Source organism: Streptosporangium sp. NPDC050284, assembly GCF_044459525.1.
GTDB lineage: Bacteria > Actinomycetota > Actinomycetes > Streptosporangiales > Streptosporangiaceae > Streptosporangium.
Genome location: NZ_JBITIZ010000012.1, coordinates 189746 through 205553, shown reverse-complemented (window position 1 = coordinate 205553; position 15808 = coordinate 189746). Strand labels below are relative to the sequence as shown.

Annotated in this window: 16 protein-coding genes, 1 tRNA gene and 1 riboswitch; of the genes, 3 read left to right on the top strand and 14 right to left on the bottom strand. The window is 70.6% G+C overall.

Annotation, left to right across the window (positions count from 1 at the left end; translation table 11 throughout):
* Window positions 1-22: 22 nt before the first annotated feature.
* From ACIBH4_RS27225 to ACIBH4_RS27210, 4 genes are read right to left on the bottom strand one after another with little or no spacing between them, the layout of a single operon-like run.
* A complete protein-coding gene (locus ACIBH4_RS27225; protein WP_362768212.1) occupies window positions 23-994 on the bottom strand; it encodes an ABC transporter permease in 972 nt (323 codons plus the stop codon).
* The gene (locus ACIBH4_RS27220; protein WP_362768215.1) at window positions 991-2790 is read right to left on the bottom strand and encodes an ABC transporter substrate-binding protein; all 1800 of its coding nucleotides are present in this window, start codon (window positions 2788-2790) and stop codon (window positions 991-993) included. The genes ACIBH4_RS27225 and ACIBH4_RS27220 overlap by 4 nt, the downstream gene beginning before the upstream one ends.
* Complete coding sequence (locus tag ACIBH4_RS27215; protein WP_362768218.1) at window positions 2787-4544, bottom strand: FAD/NAD(P)-binding protein; 1758 nt, start codon at window positions 4542-4544, stop codon at window positions 2787-2789. The genes ACIBH4_RS27220 and ACIBH4_RS27215 overlap by 4 nt, the downstream gene beginning before the upstream one ends.
* Window positions 4541-5476 carry a glutathione S-transferase C-terminal domain-containing protein gene (locus tag ACIBH4_RS27210; protein WP_362501595.1) on the bottom strand — a complete coding sequence of 312 codons (936 nt, stop codon included), beginning with the start codon at window positions 5474-5476 and terminating at the stop codon, window positions 4541-4543. Before ACIBH4_RS27210 ends, ACIBH4_RS27215 begins: the two co-directional genes overlap by 4 nt.
* 39 nt (window positions 5477-5515) lie before the next feature.
* Window positions 5516-5628, bottom strand: a riboswitch (SAM riboswitch).
* Window positions 5629-5680: 52 nt separating this feature from the next.
* Here ACIBH4_RS27210 and ACIBH4_RS27205 point away from each other — a divergent pair.
* Window positions 5681-6202, top strand: coding sequence for a DUF402 domain-containing protein (locus tag ACIBH4_RS27205; RefSeq protein WP_362768221.1), 522 nt, complete (start codon window positions 5681-5683; stop codon window positions 6200-6202).
* Between the two features lie 20 nt (window positions 6203-6222).
* Here the strand turns inward: ACIBH4_RS27205 and ACIBH4_RS27200 are convergent, their stop codons facing one another.
* Both ACIBH4_RS27200 and ACIBH4_RS27195 read right to left on the bottom strand, forming a co-directional pair.
* A complete protein-coding gene (locus ACIBH4_RS27200) occupies window positions 6223-6975 on the bottom strand; it encodes an ABC transporter permease (protein WP_350944442.1) in 753 nt (250 codons plus the stop codon).
* 77 nt (window positions 6976-7052) lie between these two features.
* Window positions 7053-8015, bottom strand: coding sequence for an ATP-binding cassette domain-containing protein (locus ACIBH4_RS27195; protein ID WP_362768224.1), 963 nt, complete (start codon window positions 8013-8015; stop codon window positions 7053-7055).
* Between the two features lie 100 nt (window positions 8016-8115).
* Here ACIBH4_RS27195 and ACIBH4_RS27190 point away from each other — a divergent pair, with 100 nt between their 5' ends.
* A complete protein-coding gene (locus ACIBH4_RS27190; protein WP_362501588.1) occupies window positions 8116-8853 on the top strand; it encodes a TetR/AcrR family transcriptional regulator in 738 nt (245 codons plus the stop codon).
* A gap of 166 nt (window positions 8854-9019) precedes the next feature.
* Here ACIBH4_RS27190 and ACIBH4_RS27185 read toward each other — a convergent pair whose 3' ends face one another.
* The 6 genes from ACIBH4_RS27185 to ACIBH4_RS27160 form a co-directional block, all read right to left on the bottom strand.
* Entirely contained in the window at window positions 9020-9793 is a 774-nt protein-coding gene (locus ACIBH4_RS27185; RefSeq protein WP_362768226.1) for an enoyl-CoA hydratase-related protein, read from the bottom strand.
* Between the two features lie 59 nt (window positions 9794-9852).
* The gene (locus tag ACIBH4_RS27180) at window positions 9853-10068 is read right to left on the bottom strand and encodes a hypothetical protein (RefSeq protein WP_362768229.1); all 216 of its coding nucleotides are present in this window, start codon (window positions 10066-10068) and stop codon (window positions 9853-9855) included.
* Between the two features lie 71 nt (window positions 10069-10139).
* Window positions 10140-10370 (bottom strand): transposase, encoded by a 231-nt coding sequence (locus tag ACIBH4_RS27175; protein WP_362768232.1) that lies wholly within the window; start codon window positions 10368-10370, stop codon window positions 10140-10142.
* Entirely contained in the window at window positions 10370-11323 is a 954-nt protein-coding gene (locus ACIBH4_RS27170) for a transposase (protein ID WP_362768235.1), read from the bottom strand. Before ACIBH4_RS27170 ends, ACIBH4_RS27175 begins: the two co-directional genes overlap by 1 nt.
* A 395-nt stretch (window positions 11324-11718) precedes the next feature.
* Complete coding sequence (locus ACIBH4_RS27165) at window positions 11719-12891, bottom strand: nitric oxide synthase oxygenase (RefSeq protein WP_362501582.1); 1173 nt, start codon at window positions 12889-12891, stop codon at window positions 11719-11721.
* A 344-nt stretch (window positions 12892-13235) separates the two neighbouring features.
* Window positions 13236-13311, bottom strand: a tRNA-Asn gene (locus ACIBH4_RS27160).
* Between the two features lie 170 nt (window positions 13312-13481).
* Between ACIBH4_RS27160 and ACIBH4_RS27155 the strand changes: the two genes are divergently transcribed.
* Window positions 13482-13793, top strand: a complete 312-nt coding sequence (locus ACIBH4_RS27155; protein ID WP_362501580.1) for a YtxH domain-containing protein — start codon at window positions 13482-13484, stop codon at window positions 13791-13793.
* Window positions 13794-14012: 219 nt separating this feature from the next.
* Here the strand turns inward: ACIBH4_RS27155 and ACIBH4_RS27150 are convergent, their stop codons facing one another.
* Together ACIBH4_RS27150 and ACIBH4_RS27145 are read right to left on the bottom strand one after the other, a co-directional pair.
* Entirely contained in the window at window positions 14013-14474 is a 462-nt protein-coding gene (locus ACIBH4_RS27150) for a hypothetical protein (protein WP_362501578.1), read from the bottom strand.
* Window positions 14471-15772: an MGH1-like glycoside hydrolase domain-containing protein gene (locus ACIBH4_RS27145; RefSeq protein WP_362501576.1), complete on the bottom strand. Its 1302-nt coding sequence runs from the start codon at window positions 15770-15772 to the stop codon at window positions 14471-14473. The genes ACIBH4_RS27150 and ACIBH4_RS27145 overlap by 4 nt, the downstream gene beginning before the upstream one ends.
* Window positions 15773-15808: the final 36 nt, after the last annotated feature.

The window sequence follows — 15808 nt, the reverse complement described above, 5'->3', positions numbered from 1 at the left end:
GGCTCTTCGCACGGCGGGATCGTCATCGGCTCCTCCTCAGGCGGGGGTCGATCGCGAGGTAGGCGAGGTCGACGATCGTGCTGACCGTCACGTAGGCGAGGGCGGATATCAACACGACCGCCATCACCAGCGGCATGTCCTTGCCGTTCACCGCGCCGACGGTGACCTGGCCGAGCCCGGGGCGGCCGAACACCGCCTCCACGATGATCGCTCCGCCGAGCAGGAAGCCGACGAACCAGCCGGTGAGGGTGACGGCGGGGAGCAGCGCGTGGCGCAGGGCGTGCCGGGCGACGAGCCGCCACTCGGTGATGCCGCGCGAGCGGGCGGTCACCGCGAACGGCTCCTCAAGCGCCCGTTCCAGCCCTTCGCGGAGCACCTGGCCGAGCACCCCCGCGATCGGCAGCCCGAGCGCGAGTCCGGGCAGCACCAGAGAGGCGAGTCCCCTGTCCCCGGAGACGGGGAACCAGCCGAGGGTGAAGGAGAAGACGGCGAGCAGCAGGATGCCGATGAGGAACGGCGGGACCGAGACGGTGACCAGCTCCGACAGCCCGACCAGGCCGCCGAGCCAGGGGCGGCGGCCCGCAGTGGTCAGGGCGAGCAGCAGGGCGAGGACGACCCCGAGGAGCGCGGCGGTGAGCGCGAGCTGGATCGTCGGCCGGACCTGGGAGGCGAGGATGTCGCCGACGCCGCGCTGCAGGATGTAGGAGCGGCCCAGGTCTCCCTGGAGCAGGCGGAGCAGATAGTCGCCGTACTGCTGGAGCGGGGAGCGGTCCAGCCCCCACTCGGCGATGATCTCCGCCCGCCGTTCGGGGGTGTCGAGGCCGTCGCCGACGAGCACGTCGACCGTGTCACCCGGGGTGAGCATCAGGGCGAGGTAGGCCGCGGTGGCGGCGGCCCAGAGCACGGCGACGCCCGCTCCGAGCCGCCGGGCCACCGGGCCGAGCCACCCGGCGGCGGCCAGCCCCCGCCGCCGGGTGAGTGAAAGGGTGCTCACGTCCCTGTCCGGATGTCGTAAGCACTGTTGGGGGTGCCGGAGACCGGCTCGAAGGTGACCCCGGTGACCGAGGCGCCGTAGGCGATCTGGTCGGCGGGAACGTAGAGCGGGAGCAGGAGCGCCTCGTCGGTGATCACGGTCTTCTGCGCCTTCGCGTAGAGCTCCTTGCGCTTGGCGAGGTCGGAGGCGGCCGACGCGTCGGCGAGCAGCTTGTCCAGCTCGGCGCTCCCGAACTTCGTGCGGTTGATCGCGGCGTCCTTCGCCAGGATCAGGTTGAGCGCCGCCCCGGCGTCGGTGTCGCCGCGCGAGTTCTCGAAGATCTCGTACTCGTTGTCCTCGACGGCCTTCTGCGCGGTGCCCTGGTCAACGATCTTGACCTGGAAGTCGATCCCGGCGCTCTGCTTGACGGCCGCCTGGACGGCCTGGGCGAGGACGTCGCGGCGGTCGCGGACGAACGGCGCGGCGTTGACGGTGCGCACGGTGAGCCGCTTGCCGTCCTTGACCCGGAAGCCCTCGGCGTCGCGTTCCTTCCAGCCCGCCTCGTCGAGCAGCCGGTTGGCCCGTTCGGGGTTGTTGCCGAAGGTCTTCTCCAGGGAGGGGTCGTAGAACTGCGGGCTGCCCTGGCCGATGACGCTCCAGGCTCGCTTGGCGGTGCCCTGGTAGACGGAGTTGAGCACGGCGTCCACGTCGACGGCGTCGCGGAAGGCCTCGCGGACCCGCTTGTCGTCGAACGGGGGGCGGGAGACGTTGAAGTAGTAGGAGAACGCGCTTCCCGAGTTGAGGCTGGTCTCCAGCTTCAGCTCGGGGTCGCTCTTGATGAGGCCGATCTCGGTGGCGGGTACGCCCTCGATCACCTGTACCTGCCCGGAGGTGAGCGCGCCGACCCGTACCGCCGCCTCGGGCAGGAAGCGGTAGGTGATCTCGGCCAGGTGCGCCGGCCCCTGGTGGGCGGCGCCGGTGGGCGGCCACCTGTAGTCGGGGTTGCGCTTGTAGTGGACCTCCTGGCCGGGGGTGAACCGGTCGAGGATGAACGGCCCGGTGCCGACCACGTCGACGCCGCCCGCCTTGAGGTCCTTCGCGCTCTTCAACGACTTCGGGGAGACCTGGCCCGCGTACGGGGAGGAGAGGAAGTCGAGGAACAGTCCGTCGGGGGCCTTGAGCGTGACCTTCAGGGTGTGGGGCGCGGTCGCCTCGGCCTTCTCGAAGTTGCGCAGCTGGATGGCGCCGAGCGCGGCGTTGTAGCCGGGCGAGACGAGCTGGTCGAGGTTCGCCTTCACCGAGGCGGCGTCGAACTTCTCACCGTCGTGGAAGGTGACGTCGTCGCGGAGTTCGAAGGTGTAGGTCAGGCCGTCCGGTGAGACCTTCCAGGACGTGGCCAGCCACGGCAGGAACTCGCCGTTCCCGCCCCGGGCGATCAGTGCGTCGAACTGGTTGTGGACCAGGAGGCGGGCCTTGTTCTGGCCCCACTGGTGCGGGTTGAAGGTGATCGGCTGTGTCTCCACCGCCCACACGAGCGACCCTCCGTCGCCACCGCCGTCCGCACCGGCCTTCGCGCTCGGGGCCCCGCTCTCGGCTCCGCACGCCGCGAGCGCCAGCACTCCGGCGAGCGTCAGGGCGCCCCATCGCAACTTCACGTTCTTCTCCTTGCGCTTCTGTACGACGTGCTTCTCTGCGACGTGCTTCCGCACGGCGTTCCGTACGGCGTTGTTCTGTACGGCGTTGTTCTGTACGGCGTGTCGTGCGGCGCGTCCGGCCGGCTCGACGACACGCCGGGTACGGCGATCGGGGTGGTTCACGCGACGTGCCGTCTTATCCGGGTTCCGGCGGCCTCGGAGAGCACGATCCGGGCGAGGGCGTCGGCGTGGCGGAAGAGCGGGGCGTTGAGGCGGGGCCTGGCGAAGCCGGCGGTGGCCCTGCCTCCCACGACCCAGGGGCCGAGGGCGAACCTGCGGGGGTGCGGGGTGCCCGACCTGTCGAGCAGGCGTCGGTCGGCGGTCCTCACGTTCACCAGACCCGACTCCTCGTCGAGTTCGCCGCGGTCGCGAAGGGCGCTGATGAGCGGGTCGACGGCCCGGCTCACGCTGGGCGCGGGCAGCCGGGCCTCGACGAGTGTGGTGGCCGCGACGCCACCGGGCACGGTGGGGCTCTGTGCCCGCCAGCGCCCTTCGTGGTGGTCGACCTTGAGGTTCGCGCCGAGGAAGGTGACCGTCCCGGCCCTGGCGAGGGCGCGCATCTCCTCCAGCCGGGGTCCTGGCGGGCCGCTCGCGACGTAGCTGAAGAACCCGCCGAACCACGGATCGGAGACGCCCAGCTCGGCGAGGACGCCGTAGACGGAGAGCAGTCCGAGGATCATGGCGTGGTCGGCACTGTGCGCGGGGTCGGAGCGCCGCTCCAGGTCGACGGCGAGATAGCCGTGCATCCACCTCTGCAGGCCGGCCTGGTCACCGAACCGGATGCCGTCCAGCGGCCGGTCGAGCCGGTCGAAGTCGAGCCGGTCCGGATGCCGGGGCACGGCCTGGCGGATCAGCTTGCGCATCCCGAGGCTGCGCCACTCCTCGGCCGCGAAACCCTCCTCGAACTCCTCCCAGCCCAGCTTGACGCGCTTGGGGTGGGCGGTGATGAGCTCGTGGTAGTACGCGAAGGCCAGCTCCTTGGCGACGAGCGGCCACACGTCCCTCCGGAAGTCCCACGGCCCCTCGCCCAGCGCCTCGCGGGTGAGGAAGCGCGGCACCGGCGGGCGGGCGCCCCTGAAGAGGTAACCGGTCTTGGAGTGGTACGGCACCCCGCGCCGCGACCCCACGTGCAGGAAGGGCTCTCGCCCGCTGGGCAGGTAGACGAGCTCCCCGTCGTACTCGCGGACGAACCGGCCGCCCCGGCCCGAGGTGAGCAGCACCATCAGGTCGACGAAGGCGAGCCCCATCCCCCGTACGATCACCGGCTCCCTCGCGGGGATGTTGTCGAGGTCGAGGTCCGCCGCGTAGCCGGTGGGCAGGTAGCGCAGCCCCGCGCGCGTGGCGAGGCGGGCCAGGGTGCCCTCCTCGCTCGTCGGGGTCACGTCGCCGTGTCCCTGGGCGAGGATCACCGCGTCGACCTCGATCGTCCTGCCGTCCGCCAGCCTCACCGCCTGGCCGCCGGGGATGTCGGCGAGGTCGACGGCGCGGGTGGCGTGCACGTGCACCCGAACACCGCGCGGCGCGGTCGCCACCGCGTGGCGGAAGACGTGGGAGAGGTAGCCGCTCTGCGCGGGGCGGGTGGCGAACCCGCCGGGGTCTCCGCCGAGCCATTCGGCCAGCGTGGGTCCCGGGCGGATCGGTCCCTCGCACCGTACCGACTCGTCGGTGAAGAGCGTCACGTCGGCCGCGGTGGAGTTCATCCAGAGCAGGTCCGGCTGGTCGCGCCGCCAGACGCGCCCGCCGCCCGGCGGGTGGGGGTCGATCACGTGGACGTCCAGCGACGGCCAGCCGAGCAGGTCGGCGGCGTTGGCGCAGATCCGCTCCACCAGGCAGGTGCCCGTCGGTCCCGCGCCGACGACGGCGATCGAGGCGCTCATACGGCGGCTCTGCGGTGCGGCTCGTCCCAGTCGGCGTACAGCGGCTCGACCGGGACACGCCAGGTGTCGGTCTCGCCGCGGAAGGGGGAGATGACGGTGAAGTCGGTGTTCTCGCGGAAGGCGGGGTGGGCGTAGAGGTCCCTGGCGTAGGCCCACAGGTTGGTGAAGGAGGTCAGCGGGCGCTCGCTGATCCTGGCCGCCGGGTTGTCGCTCAGGTCGAAGCGGAGCAGGGTCGGCCAGAGCCGCACGTCCGCCTCGGTGATTCCCGAGCCGAACAGGTACCTGCGGTCGGCCAGCCGGTCGTCCAGCTCGGCCAGGAAGGCGATCACTCCTGCGCGCGCCTCGGTGTACGCGGTCTCGGTGGTGGCCGACGCCACGCGGCCCGCCGCCGTGTTGACGATCTCGTAGATCCTCGTGTTGAGCTCGTCGATCTCCGGCCTGAGCTCCTCGGGGTAGAGGTCGGCCTCGGGGTCGCCGCCGAACCGGGTGGCGAGGTCGATCGTGATGTCGGGGAAGTTGTTGCTGACGACGCGGCCGCTCGTCCTGTCCCACAGGACCGGCACGGAGACGTGCCCGTCGAAGCCGGGCTCGGTCGCCTCGTACGCCTGCCGCAGGGTGGTGAAGCCGTTGACCGGGTCGGCCCCGCGCCGCTCGCGGAACGCCCACCCGCGCCCGTCGCGCTCGTCGTCGACGTAGGAGAGCGAGACCACGTCCTGGAGTCCCTTGAGGGAGCGCACGATGGCGGCGCGCTGTGCGTACGGACAGACGGCCGCGACGTAGAGGTGGTAGCGCCCCGGCTCGGCGGGGAAGGCGGTTGTGCCGATCCGCCCCTGGAAGGGGTAGCGCAGGCCGGGCCTGCCACCGGGCCGGTAGTGGCCGTGGGTGTCGAGGTCGACGGGGCTCGCGTGGTTCAGTGTGCTGCTCTTCGGCATCTGACGCTCCCGGACATGTCGTGGTGACCCCTGTGCAGGGGTCCGCGCTTGCGGCACGCCCACCGTGCCGCCTGGTCTCCCCCGGGGGCACCCCGCCGCGGTGCGAGGGTTGCCGGTCAGCCAGCCGGGGCTTCGCACTGACACTCTTAACCTATTTAGAAGGTAGGAAATACATAGATCTCTGTCAAGCCTTAATGTCGAGGAATGTCCTATGAGAGCGTGAACGTGGTCTACCGCAAGTACGACGGGTCACTGCACTGGCACCACCGCGGCCTGCTGCTCGGCGAGGACGAGTACGGGGTGTGGACGGGCTGCGTGGCCAACTCCAGCGGCCACAAGGGCGACGGGCCCGCGATCGCCTGGCCGCATCCGTTCGTGATGCTCTTCCCCCGCGACGCCTGGTGGACGGCCGCGTTCAACACGGCCCCGCACAAGCACGAGATCTACTGCGACATCTCCACGGTGCCCCGGTGGAGCGACGGCCAGGTCACCATGATCGACCTCGACCTCGACGTGATCAGGACCCGCGGGAACCTGCTGAAGGGCCGCCGGAGCCGGGTCTTCCTGGACGACGAGGACGAGTTCGAGGAGCACCGGGTCAGGTACGCCTACCCGCCCGACGTGGTCGAGAGCGCCCGCGCCTCGGCCGCCTGGCTGATGGAGGCGGTCACCACCCGCACCGCCCCCTTCGGGGACGCGCCGCACTGGCTCACCCTGGTCGGCTGAGCGCGTCCCCTCCGGCGACCTCAGCGGGCGCGGTCGCGGAACAACCTGCCGGACAGCAGGGCCGAGACCAGCAGGAAACCGCCGCACCAGGCCAGCGCCTTCCACGGGTCGCTCCCCACGGGCCTGTCGAGCAGCAGGCCGCGCACGGACTCGATGATCGGCGTGGCCGGCTGGTTCTCCGCGAACCCGTGCAGCCACGTGGGCATGGTGTGGACCGGGACGAAGGCGCTGCTCGGGTAGGGCAGGAACATCACCGCGAAGGTGAAGCCGCCCGCGGCCTCCGGCGTCCTGGCCAGCAGGCCGACCACGGCGGAGACCGCGGAGACGGCCAGGACGAACACCACCAGGATGCCCGCCGCCGCGGCCCAGCCCGCCAGGTCCGCGTCCGCCCGGAAGCCGAGCAGGAACGCGACGACGAACACGATGACGAGCGAGGTGAGGTTGCGCACGGTGCTGGCGGCCACGTGCCCGCCCAGGAACGCCCCTCCGCCGACGTCCATCGACCTGAACCTGTCGACGATCCCCCGGCTCATGTCCTGGCTGACGGCGACCGCGGTCAGGGAGGCGCCGTAGGAGGCGCACATGACGAGGACGCCGGGGACGGCGTAGGTGACGTAGTCGGTGCCGGTCTGGATCGCGCCGCCGAACAGGTAGACGAACATCAGCATGATCATGACGGGCAACAGGAACGAGGTGATCAGCGCGTCGAGGTTGCGCAGCGACAGGCGGACGGCGCGGCCGGTCATGACCGGCCAGGCGACGAGCTCAGACACCGGCCCGCCCTCCGCACTCGACCACGGGACCGGACACTCGCCGCTCCCCGTTCATCGAGACGTCCATCACGGTGAGGTCAGACACCGGCCCGCTCCTTGTCCGTCAGGTTGTCCGTCAGGTTGTCCGTCAGGGCGAGGAACGCGTCGTCGAGCGTGGCGCCTCGCACGGTGAACCTCTCGACCGCCGAACGCCCCGGATCCACCTCGTCCAGCAGGGCTCGGATCTCCGCGGCGCTCCCGTCGGTGGCCGCCTCGACAGTGAGCCTGGCGGGATCGGCGTGCACGGCACGCGCCCCGAGCAGGCGCGTCACCTCGGCGAACGAGCCGGCGTCGGCCAGCACGAGGTTCAGCCGCCAGGCGGCGACCCTCGCCTTGAGCTCGTCGGCGGTGCCCTCCGCCACCACCCGTCCGCCGTCGAGCAGCGCGATCCTGTCGGCGAGGCCGTCGGCCTCCTCCAGGTACTGGGTGGTGAGGAAGACCGTCGTCCCCGAGTCGGCGAGGCGGGTGATCACTTCCCACATCGCCTGCCTGCTCCGCACGTCGAGCCCGGTCGTCGGCTCGTCGAGAAAGATCACCGATGGTGCGCCGACGAGCCCGGCGGCCAGGTCCAGGCGTCGCCACATACCACCCGAATACGTGCCGACCCGCCGCTTTCCCGCCTCGACCAGGTCGAACCGCTCCAGGAGCTCGGCCGCCCTGCGGCGGGCCCCCGCGCGTGACAGGCCGGACAGGCGGCCCATCATCCGGAGGTTCTCCTCGCCGGTCAGCAACTCGTCGACCGCCGCGTGCTGGCCGGTCAGGCTGATGGCGCGGCGCACCCGGCGGCGGTCGCGGACGACGTCGAACCCGGCGACCGTGGCCCGTCCCCCGTCCGGCCCGACCAGCGTCGCCAGGGTGCGTACGGTCGTCGTCTTGCCCGCCCCGTTGGAACCGAGCAGGGCGTACACGCTCCCCCTGGCGACGCGCAGGTCGACACCCTTCAGGACGGCGACCCTGCCGTAGGACTTGGTGAGGCCGACCGCCTCTATCGCTGTATCCACTACCCCTCCTGTGTATGGCGTACGCTCTACTGTTTATGGCATACACGATATTGCGTAAGGTATACACTCGCAGAAAAGGACGGTCAAGCCCGGGAGCGCGATGGAAGTGCCGGAGAGCGTGGAGATCGCCTGGGGCCTGCGCGAGCGGCCCGGCAAAGGCCCCAAACGCACCCTGAGCCTGGAGCACATCGTGGAGGCCGCCCTGCGGGTGGGCTCCGCGGAAGGGCTCGCCGCGGTCTCGATGAGCAAGATCGGCGCCGAGCTCGACGTCTCCACGATGGCGCTCTACCGCTACGTCTCGTCCAAGGGCGACCTGCTCATGCTCATCACGGACGCGGTGCTCGGCCCGCCTCCCCCGCTCCCCGAGCCGGGCGACGACTGGCGCCAGGGCGTCCACCGGTGGGGCGCCGCCATGCGTGTCGCCCTGCAGCGACACCCCTGGTCGTTGCGCATCCCCATCACGGGGCCGGGGATCATGCCCAACCACGTCGCCTGGCTGGAGACCGGGCTGCGCTGCCTGCGCGGCACCGGACTGGAGCCGGACACGAAGCTCGCGGCGCTGCTGCTGGTCAACGGCTTCGTCAGGACCGAGGTGGCGCTCCTCGCCGACCTCCGGGACGCCCTCGACACCTCCCAGGTCACCGACGAGGAGGCGCTGTCCGGCTACGGCAGGTCACTCGCCAGGCTCACCGACGCCCGGCGCTTCCCCGAGATCCACGAGCTTCTCGAAGCCCGGGTCTTCGACAAGCCGGGCGGTGAGGACGACGAGTTCGCCTTCGGTATGGAACGCATCCTCGACGGCCTCGCGGTGCTCGTCACCGGAAAACCGTCCACCTGATCGTCGGCGACCTCACACCGCCCACGCCGTGACCCGCCACCCTGAGCCCGCCCATCCCCCGACCCCACCCACGCCACGACCCCGTGCGCACCGGAAACCGGTGACGTTCCGGCCCGGAGAACGGAATGCCACCGGACACGCCACCGGGGCCTACGAGGCCGCGGGACTACAGCGGCGGAAAGTCAGGAGCGCGACGCTCGACGAAGCTCGCGACGCCCTCGACGAAGTCCGGCCTGGCGAAGGACTCGGCCATCAGGCGCTTCGCGGCCGACTCCGATGCCTCCAGGCTCTGCTGCCAGTCGCCCCAGATCTGACGCTTGATCACCGCCATCGAGGCCGGGGAGCTGTGCGTCGCGAGCTCGCGAGCGTAGGCCAGCGTCTCCTCCATCAGCCTCTCCCCCGGCACCGACCGGCCGGCCAGGCCCAGCTCGCACGCCTCGGCACCGGTGAAGGTGCGGCCCGACAGCAGCAGGTCCATCGCCCTCGCCTGACCGATCAGGCGGGGCAGGATCCACGACATGCCGTACTCGGCGATCAGACCGCGCCGGGCGAAGGCGGTGGTCCACTTCGCCTCGGCGGCCGTGAAGACCAGGTCGCAGAGCAGGGCGTGGACCATGCCGAGCCCGGCGCAGGCGCCGTTCACGGCGGCGATCACCGGTTTGCGGATCGTGGTCGGGAAGGTGGTGGGACGCGGGTCGGGTTGCCCCGCGTAGGAACCGTCCTGGAGGGCGGTGAGCGTCTGGAAGTCCGCACCGGCGCAGAATCCCCGCCCCGCGCCGGTGACCACGATCACCCGGACCTCGGGGTTCTTCTCGGCCTCGGCCAGCTCGTCGAAGTAGCGGCGGCCCATCTCGTCGGTCCAGGCGTTGAGCCGGTCCGGGCGGTTGAACGTCAGCGTCAGCACGCCCCGCTCGATCGACGACAACACCGGATCGACCATTGCGCATCCCCTCGACAGCCCGCCGGGACTCTCCGCCCGGAGAGTCACAGAATATCGTTCTACACCTTCTCCCTCTCCGGCGTCAGCATGTGCGAGCGGACCAGATCCTCGACCGTCGCGCGCAGGCCGAGGAAGGAGGAGGTGCCCATCGCGACGCCCAGCGGCACCGAGATCAGTACCTCCAGCCCGAAACCGGTTCCGACTCTGCCGACGCTCAGGCGACCTCGCGTTCCCAGTTGGTGGTGGGCAGTTCCGCCTCGCGGCCGAAGGGCCATGGCGAACGGGGTCGGAAGCGGACGGGTGCCAGTGCGTGACTCCTCCGCTCCCTGAAGGGAGCGGCTTCTCGTTAAGCCGCTTGCGCGACGTCGCGAAGGGCAAGCCCTGCCCTGAGGATGTTGGTCGCCGCGTTCACGTCGGCGTGCGCGACGTGTGCGCACCGCCGGCAGTGAAACTCGGCTTGAGTGACGCGGTTCTCCTTCGCGCAGTGCCCGCATCGGGCACAGGTGCGGGAGGTGTTGGCGGGATTCACCGCGATCAGCTCTCGACCGGCGCTTTCAGCCTTGTGCGACAGGATCATCAGGAATACCCCCAGCCCGCGTCCAGGATGCTGCGATTGAGGCCGGACTTGGCCGCCACGTTGCTGCCCGGTGCTTCGAGCGTGCCAGAGGCCGAGCGGGTCAGGTTCGCGATCCGCAGGTCCTCGTGCACGATCACGTCGTAGTCGCGAACCAGCGCGAGGGCGGCCTTGTGCACGCCGTCCAGGCGTTGACGGCGGACCGTGGCATGCAGGGCGGCGACGCGGGCCACCGCCTTGCGGCGCCGCGTGGAGCCACGTTTTTTGCGGGCGAGGTCGCGCTGGGCGGTGGCGAGGCGGTCGGCGGAGGCGGCCAGGTGGCGCGGGTTGGCCAGGTGCTCACCCTCGCTGGTGGTGACCAGCGAGGAGACACCCAGGTCGACCCCGACGGAGGCGCCGGTGATAGGCAGCGCCTCGGCGGGCACGTCGTCACACGACAAGATCACATACCAGCGCATGCCTTCTCGCCTGACACTGATCGTCTTGACGGTGCCGCGCACCGGCCGGTGCCGGTGGACGCGGACGTGGCCGATGCCCTGGAGGCGGACGTAGGTGGCGGTGGGGTGTTCGGGCTGGGAGTCCCACCGGCAACCGTCGCCGTCTTTCGGCCATTCGACGGTGTCGAGGCGTCCGTTGCCCTTGAAGCGGGGAAAGCCCGGGGTGCGCCCGGCCTTGACGCGGGCGAAGAACGCCGCGAACGCCTTGTCCAGGCGACGCAGGGTGGCCTGCTGAGAGGAGAACGACCACCGGCCCTGACCACCGGTGTCGTCGGCACGGATGTGCTTCAACTCGGCGGACTGCTCACCGTAGCGGACGCTCACCTTCGCCTTGGCATAGGCGGTGCGGCGGTGCTCCAACGCGGCGTTGTACAGAGCGCGGTGATCATCCAGGCGCGCGGTCAACGCGACGGCCTGGCGGGCGGTGGGACGCAGCAGGAACTTCAACGACCTGCGCACCACACCCCCTCTCGCTCGAACCTTTGTTCCCACCGTATCGAACACCGGAAAGAGACGACGCGGAATGCGCGAACCCGTCAGGCCACTACACACTCGAGCCTGGGCGCCCCCCTCCCGATCCCTATCCTTAAAGACAACAGTCCCCCCGGGAGGCTCCGATGGAGCTCCGATCAGCTCGGAACCCGGCCGGAGGGCAGCCGAGATCGGCCGGCCTCCCGGGCTTTTGTCCCGCCGTGGAACGGCCACACGGCCGCCTGCACCTCTCGGACCAGTCCCGCGCCGACGCCGTACGGCCTCACGGTCGTGACGTCCGGCGTCGGCTGCGGCGGAACCCTAGGTGCGCCCCACCATGAGGTGGGTCACTGCAAGTGCATCGCCGGTACGTTTCCCCCGAATTAACCCTCCGTTGCAGTCCGGTGACCGAGTGCACGCTCCAGGGAGTCCGGATGGTGGACGAAGTTCGGTGACAGCAGCCGGTCCTCGTAGTAGCGGTGGAAGACGGGTGTGGCCGAGGCCGAGATGGGGGGCACGATCCAGGTCCAGTCGGCCGGGCAGACCCGCCCTTCCTTCTCCTCACGTTCTAGGTGCATCAGGAAATGTCTGGACTCGGTGTGATGGTCCGTCATCGTCACCCCCGCTCGCTCGAAGGAGTGCAGGACCGCCACGTTCAACTCCACCAGCGCGTAGTCCCGCCAGAGTGAGCGGTCGCTCTCGGTGTCCAGGCCCATGCGCCGGGCGATGACCGGCATCAGGTCGTAGCGGTCGGCGTCGGCCAGGTTGCGGGCGCCGATCTCGGTCCCCATGTACCAGCCGTTGAACGGGGCCGCCCGGTAACAGATCCCGCCGATCTCCAGGCACATGTTCGAGATGACCGGCACCGCGTGCCAGCGCAGGCCCAGCTGCTCGAACCACGGATGGACGGGGTGCGAGAGCGCGACCTCCAGCACGGCGTCGCCGGGGATCGTGGACAGCAGCGGAGGCCCGTCCCCCATCGAGATCGCCAGCGGGAGGACGTCGAAGGGACTTTTTGGGCCGCCGACCCAGCCCAGCTCGCGCAGCATCGCGGTGAAATCGGTGTAGCGGGGATCGCCGACGACCGAACCGTCCTTCATCGCGTATCCGGCGTAGCGGATGAGCTGCTCGTTCCAGATCCGCGGCCCTGGAGCCCCAGGCCGATCGGGAGGGAACACCGTGATCGTCGGACGGATCCTGCGGTTCGGCGCCGCGTCCCGCAGGTGGTTCACGCACTCGACGGCGACCCCCTCCGCCGTGGTGACGTGTCGCCGGTCGCGTACCCGCAGCGAGCGCCAGTACAGGCGCCCGATGCACCTGCCGCTGTTGCGCCAGGCCACCCTGGCGCCGAAGATCAGCTCGTCGGGAGTGTGCGTGTACGTTCCGGTCCTGGCGATCTCCTGCCGGACCTCACGCAGGCGTTCCCGCAGGGTTCCCGCCCCGGGGTTCTCGGCGTGGAAAAGCCTGAGGTAATCCTCGGCCGCCGCCACGTCGACCGGGGGCATCTCGGGAACACTCCCGGGAACACCGTCGGGAACACCGTCGGAAATGCCCACGGGTCCGAGTACACCGGGGACGTCGCGCATCAAATCCGGCGTACTCCGCCGGGACCTTCGCCAGGTCAGCACAGAAAAACCACCCATTGGGGCTCACGGGCACGGCGACCGTTCCGGGCGGCGCGGTGCCCTCGACGCGGCGGCCCTTCCCCGCTGCGATCGCTGTTGTCCGCGGCAGCCGCGCACCGGTCCGCCCGCCAAGATCATGGCGGCGCCGGGCGTGGCGTTCCCTATTTTCTGGGATTCACCGTGGTTTGTCCGGCGAACCGGAACGCGGGAGGTTGTCTGAATCAGGACAGAAGACGGCAAAGGCCCCGGAAGCTGGGCTTCCGGGGCCTTTCAACTGGCTCCCGCGATAGGACTCGAACCTATAACCTGCCGGTTAACAGCCGGCTGCTCTGCCGATTGAGCTACACGGGATTGCGCTTCGCGCTGGTCGGACCGGGTCTTCCCCGTTCCTCGCGGCGCAGGAATAGATTAGCGCACTCCGTGGGTGTGTGTCGCATCGATACTCCGGGGTAGGGGCGAGACGAGGCGATCCGCGAGTGATCACAGGACAGGGTCCGCGGAACATGTTTGTGGAGGTGGACATGCGTTATCGACTGATGCTCGGAGTGGGATTCGCGGTTGGCTACATCCTGGGGAGCCGTGCCGGCCGGGAACGTTACGAGCAGATCAAACGACTGGCCCAGCGCGTCTCCGACAACCCCACCGTGCAGGAGACGGCCGGCCTGATGGGCGCCAAGGTCTCCCAGGCGACGGATGTGGCGAGGACCAAGGTGAGCGACGTGGCCAAGAACCGGCTGCCGTTCCTGCGCTCGACCAACGGCTGGCACGGCGACCAGCACGACGACACGGGCACCGGCTGGCCGGAGAACCAGAAGACCAACGCACCCTACTGATCTTCCTGCCGCCGCTCCGTCGGCAGCCACGGGCCGAGCACGGCCCGCCGGTGCGAAGGGCCCCTACGGGGGCCTTTCGCGTGTCCGGGGACCGATCCCACGCGCTTTCCGGCTCGCGAGATTCGGGAAGGGACTGTTTCACCCGCGCGTCCCGACTCGTACGGGAGCCCGACGCGGCTGAGATCGAGCGGCCTCGCCGACGCGCCCGGTCCAGATATCTCAGACGCCGAAGCTTCGGCGTGTCTCCTCAAGCGCCTGCTCCGCGAGGGCGCGCAGGCCGGGATCGTCAGGGTCGAGGCCGGCGTCGAAGACGAACTCCCAGATCAGCCGGTCGGCGTCGGCCTTCCTCGCCACCAGTCGCACTCCTCCTCGCGCGTCCAGCGGGACGTAGTGGTTGACCACGATCGAGGCGATCACCCGCTCCCGCACGGCCTCGGGGATCCGGCCCGGCTCGGGCAGCAGCACCCGGTGCGAGCGCCCGTCGGTGGTGGTGACCGTCAGCCCCTCCTCGTCCCACACCCCGCGATCCACCTGGAACCAGGGCACGCGCTCGCCGCCCAGGTAGAGGGCCTTGTCCGCGGCGATCACGTAGCCGTCGGGGCCCTCGGCGTAGGCGAGCACCCGGTCGCCGGGGACGGCGGCCGCACGGACCTCGGGGGGCATGCGATTGAAGAGCTTCACCGTTCCACGGTATCCGCCAGCAGGTCGAGGGTGAGCGCCGCCGACCAGGAGAAGTCCCGGCTGCCCCGCCCGCTGCCGTCGAAGGGATCGAAGCACTCGCGAAAACCCGCCTGCCGTACGAGGCGCAGGGTGCCCGAGCCGAGCACCCGCACCAGCCCTTCCAGGCCGTGCACGGCCGCCGCCCGGCGCAGCAGCCAGTTGGTGTTCACCCAGGACGGCCCGCGCCAGTAGCAGGACCGGTCGAACTGCGGTGCGCGGATCTCACAGCTCGGCACCGGATATCCGGCGGCCCCCATGAAACGGGCCGACTCCAGCACACTCACCAGATCCGCGACCCGCTCGCCGGGCATCCCCTCGTCGAGCATCGGCCCGAAGCCGCCGACCGTGCACACGGGGCTGAGCCGTCCGCCGCGCAGGTCGCGGGCGCGGAAGACGCCGTCGTCCCAGAGGCGTTCCAGCAGCGCCGCGCGGATCCGCTCCGCCGCCTCCCTGTGCGGTCCCGCGTCCGCGCCCGCCACCGGGGCCAGCTCGGCGAGAGCCTGGCAGGAGGCGAGCCAGATCCCGTTGAACATCGGGTCCTCGACCGCGAACGGGTGCTCGTCCCGCAGATAGGCCGGGTCGTAGCCGGAGTCCCGGCAGCTCAGGGCGAGCGCCATGTAGCGGTCCTGACGGCTGCCGGTACGCCACTCGGAGGGCTCCTCGCGCCGCTGGTAGGCGGGACGGACCGGGGGCATGGCCTCCAGGGGCGCGTCCCAGGCGGGGCTGTCGTCCATCCCCGACTCCCACGGGTGCACGATCGCGGCGAGCCCTCCCCCGCCGAGGTCCCTGCGGGTGGCGAGGTAGTCGTGCTGGGCGACCAGCATCGGATAGAGCCGCCGCACCAGGGCCACGGCCGTGTCGCGGTCGGCCGCGTGCCGCCATATCCACCACAGGGCGAGCGCGTGCAGCGGCGGCTGCGTCAGCCCTGAGGTGCGCACGGCGCGGGGGGAGGCCGGGTGGTCCCGAGATCGCCAGACCGAGGGGCCCGGGAAGTATCCGTCCGCGTGGACGGGATGGAAGACGATGTGCGGCACCATTCCGGTCGCCCACTGCCCGGCCAGCAGGCTGATCAGCTCGGTCCCAGCCCTGCGGGTGTCCCAGCGGGCCAGGCCGATCGCGACGAAGGTGGAGTCCCAGTTCCACTGGTGGGGGTAGAGACCCGGCGCGGGGACGGTCGCGGACCCCGTCCAGTTCGCGTCGAGCACGGACCACGCCTCGCGCCCGAGCGCGGCGTCGTCGACCGCCGCTCGCGACTCCATCCGCCCAGTCTGCGCCTGTATCGCCCAGGAGAACAG

Excerpts from the sequence above, each read along its gene's own strand:
- ACIBH4_RS27215 (WP_362768218.1), bottom strand. The coding sequence starts at position 4,544 with ATGAGCGCCTCGATCGCCGTCGTCGGCGCGGGACCGACGGGCACCTGC.
- ACIBH4_RS27210 (WP_362501595.1), bottom strand. The coding sequence starts at position 5,476 with ATGCCGAAGAGCAGCACACTGAACCACGCGAGCCCCGTCGACCTCGAC.
- ACIBH4_RS27205 (WP_362768221.1), top strand. The coding sequence starts at position 5,681 with ATGTCCTATGAGAGCGTGAACGTGGTCTACCGCAAGTACGACGGGTCA.
- ACIBH4_RS27190 (WP_362501588.1), top strand. The coding sequence starts at position 8,116 with ATGGAAGTGCCGGAGAGCGTGGAGATCGCCTGGGGCCTGCGCGAGCGG.
- ACIBH4_RS27185 (WP_362768226.1), bottom strand. The coding sequence starts at position 9,793 with ATGGTCGATCCGGTGTTGTCGTCGATCGAGCGGGGCGTGCTGACGCTG.
- ACIBH4_RS27180 (WP_362768229.1), bottom strand. The coding sequence starts at position 10,068 with ATGGCCCTTCGGCCGCGAGGCGGAACTGCCCACCACCAACTGGGAACG.
- ACIBH4_RS27175 (WP_362768232.1), bottom strand. The coding sequence starts at position 10,370 with ATGATCCTGTCGCACAAGGCTGAAAGCGCCGGTCGAGAGCTGATCGCG.
- ACIBH4_RS27155 (WP_362501580.1), top strand. The coding sequence starts at position 13,482 with ATGCGTTATCGACTGATGCTCGGAGTGGGATTCGCGGTTGGCTACATC.
- ACIBH4_RS27145 (WP_362501576.1), bottom strand. The coding sequence starts at position 15,772 with ATGGAGTCGCGAGCGGCGGTCGACGACGCCGCGCTCGGGCGCGAGGCG.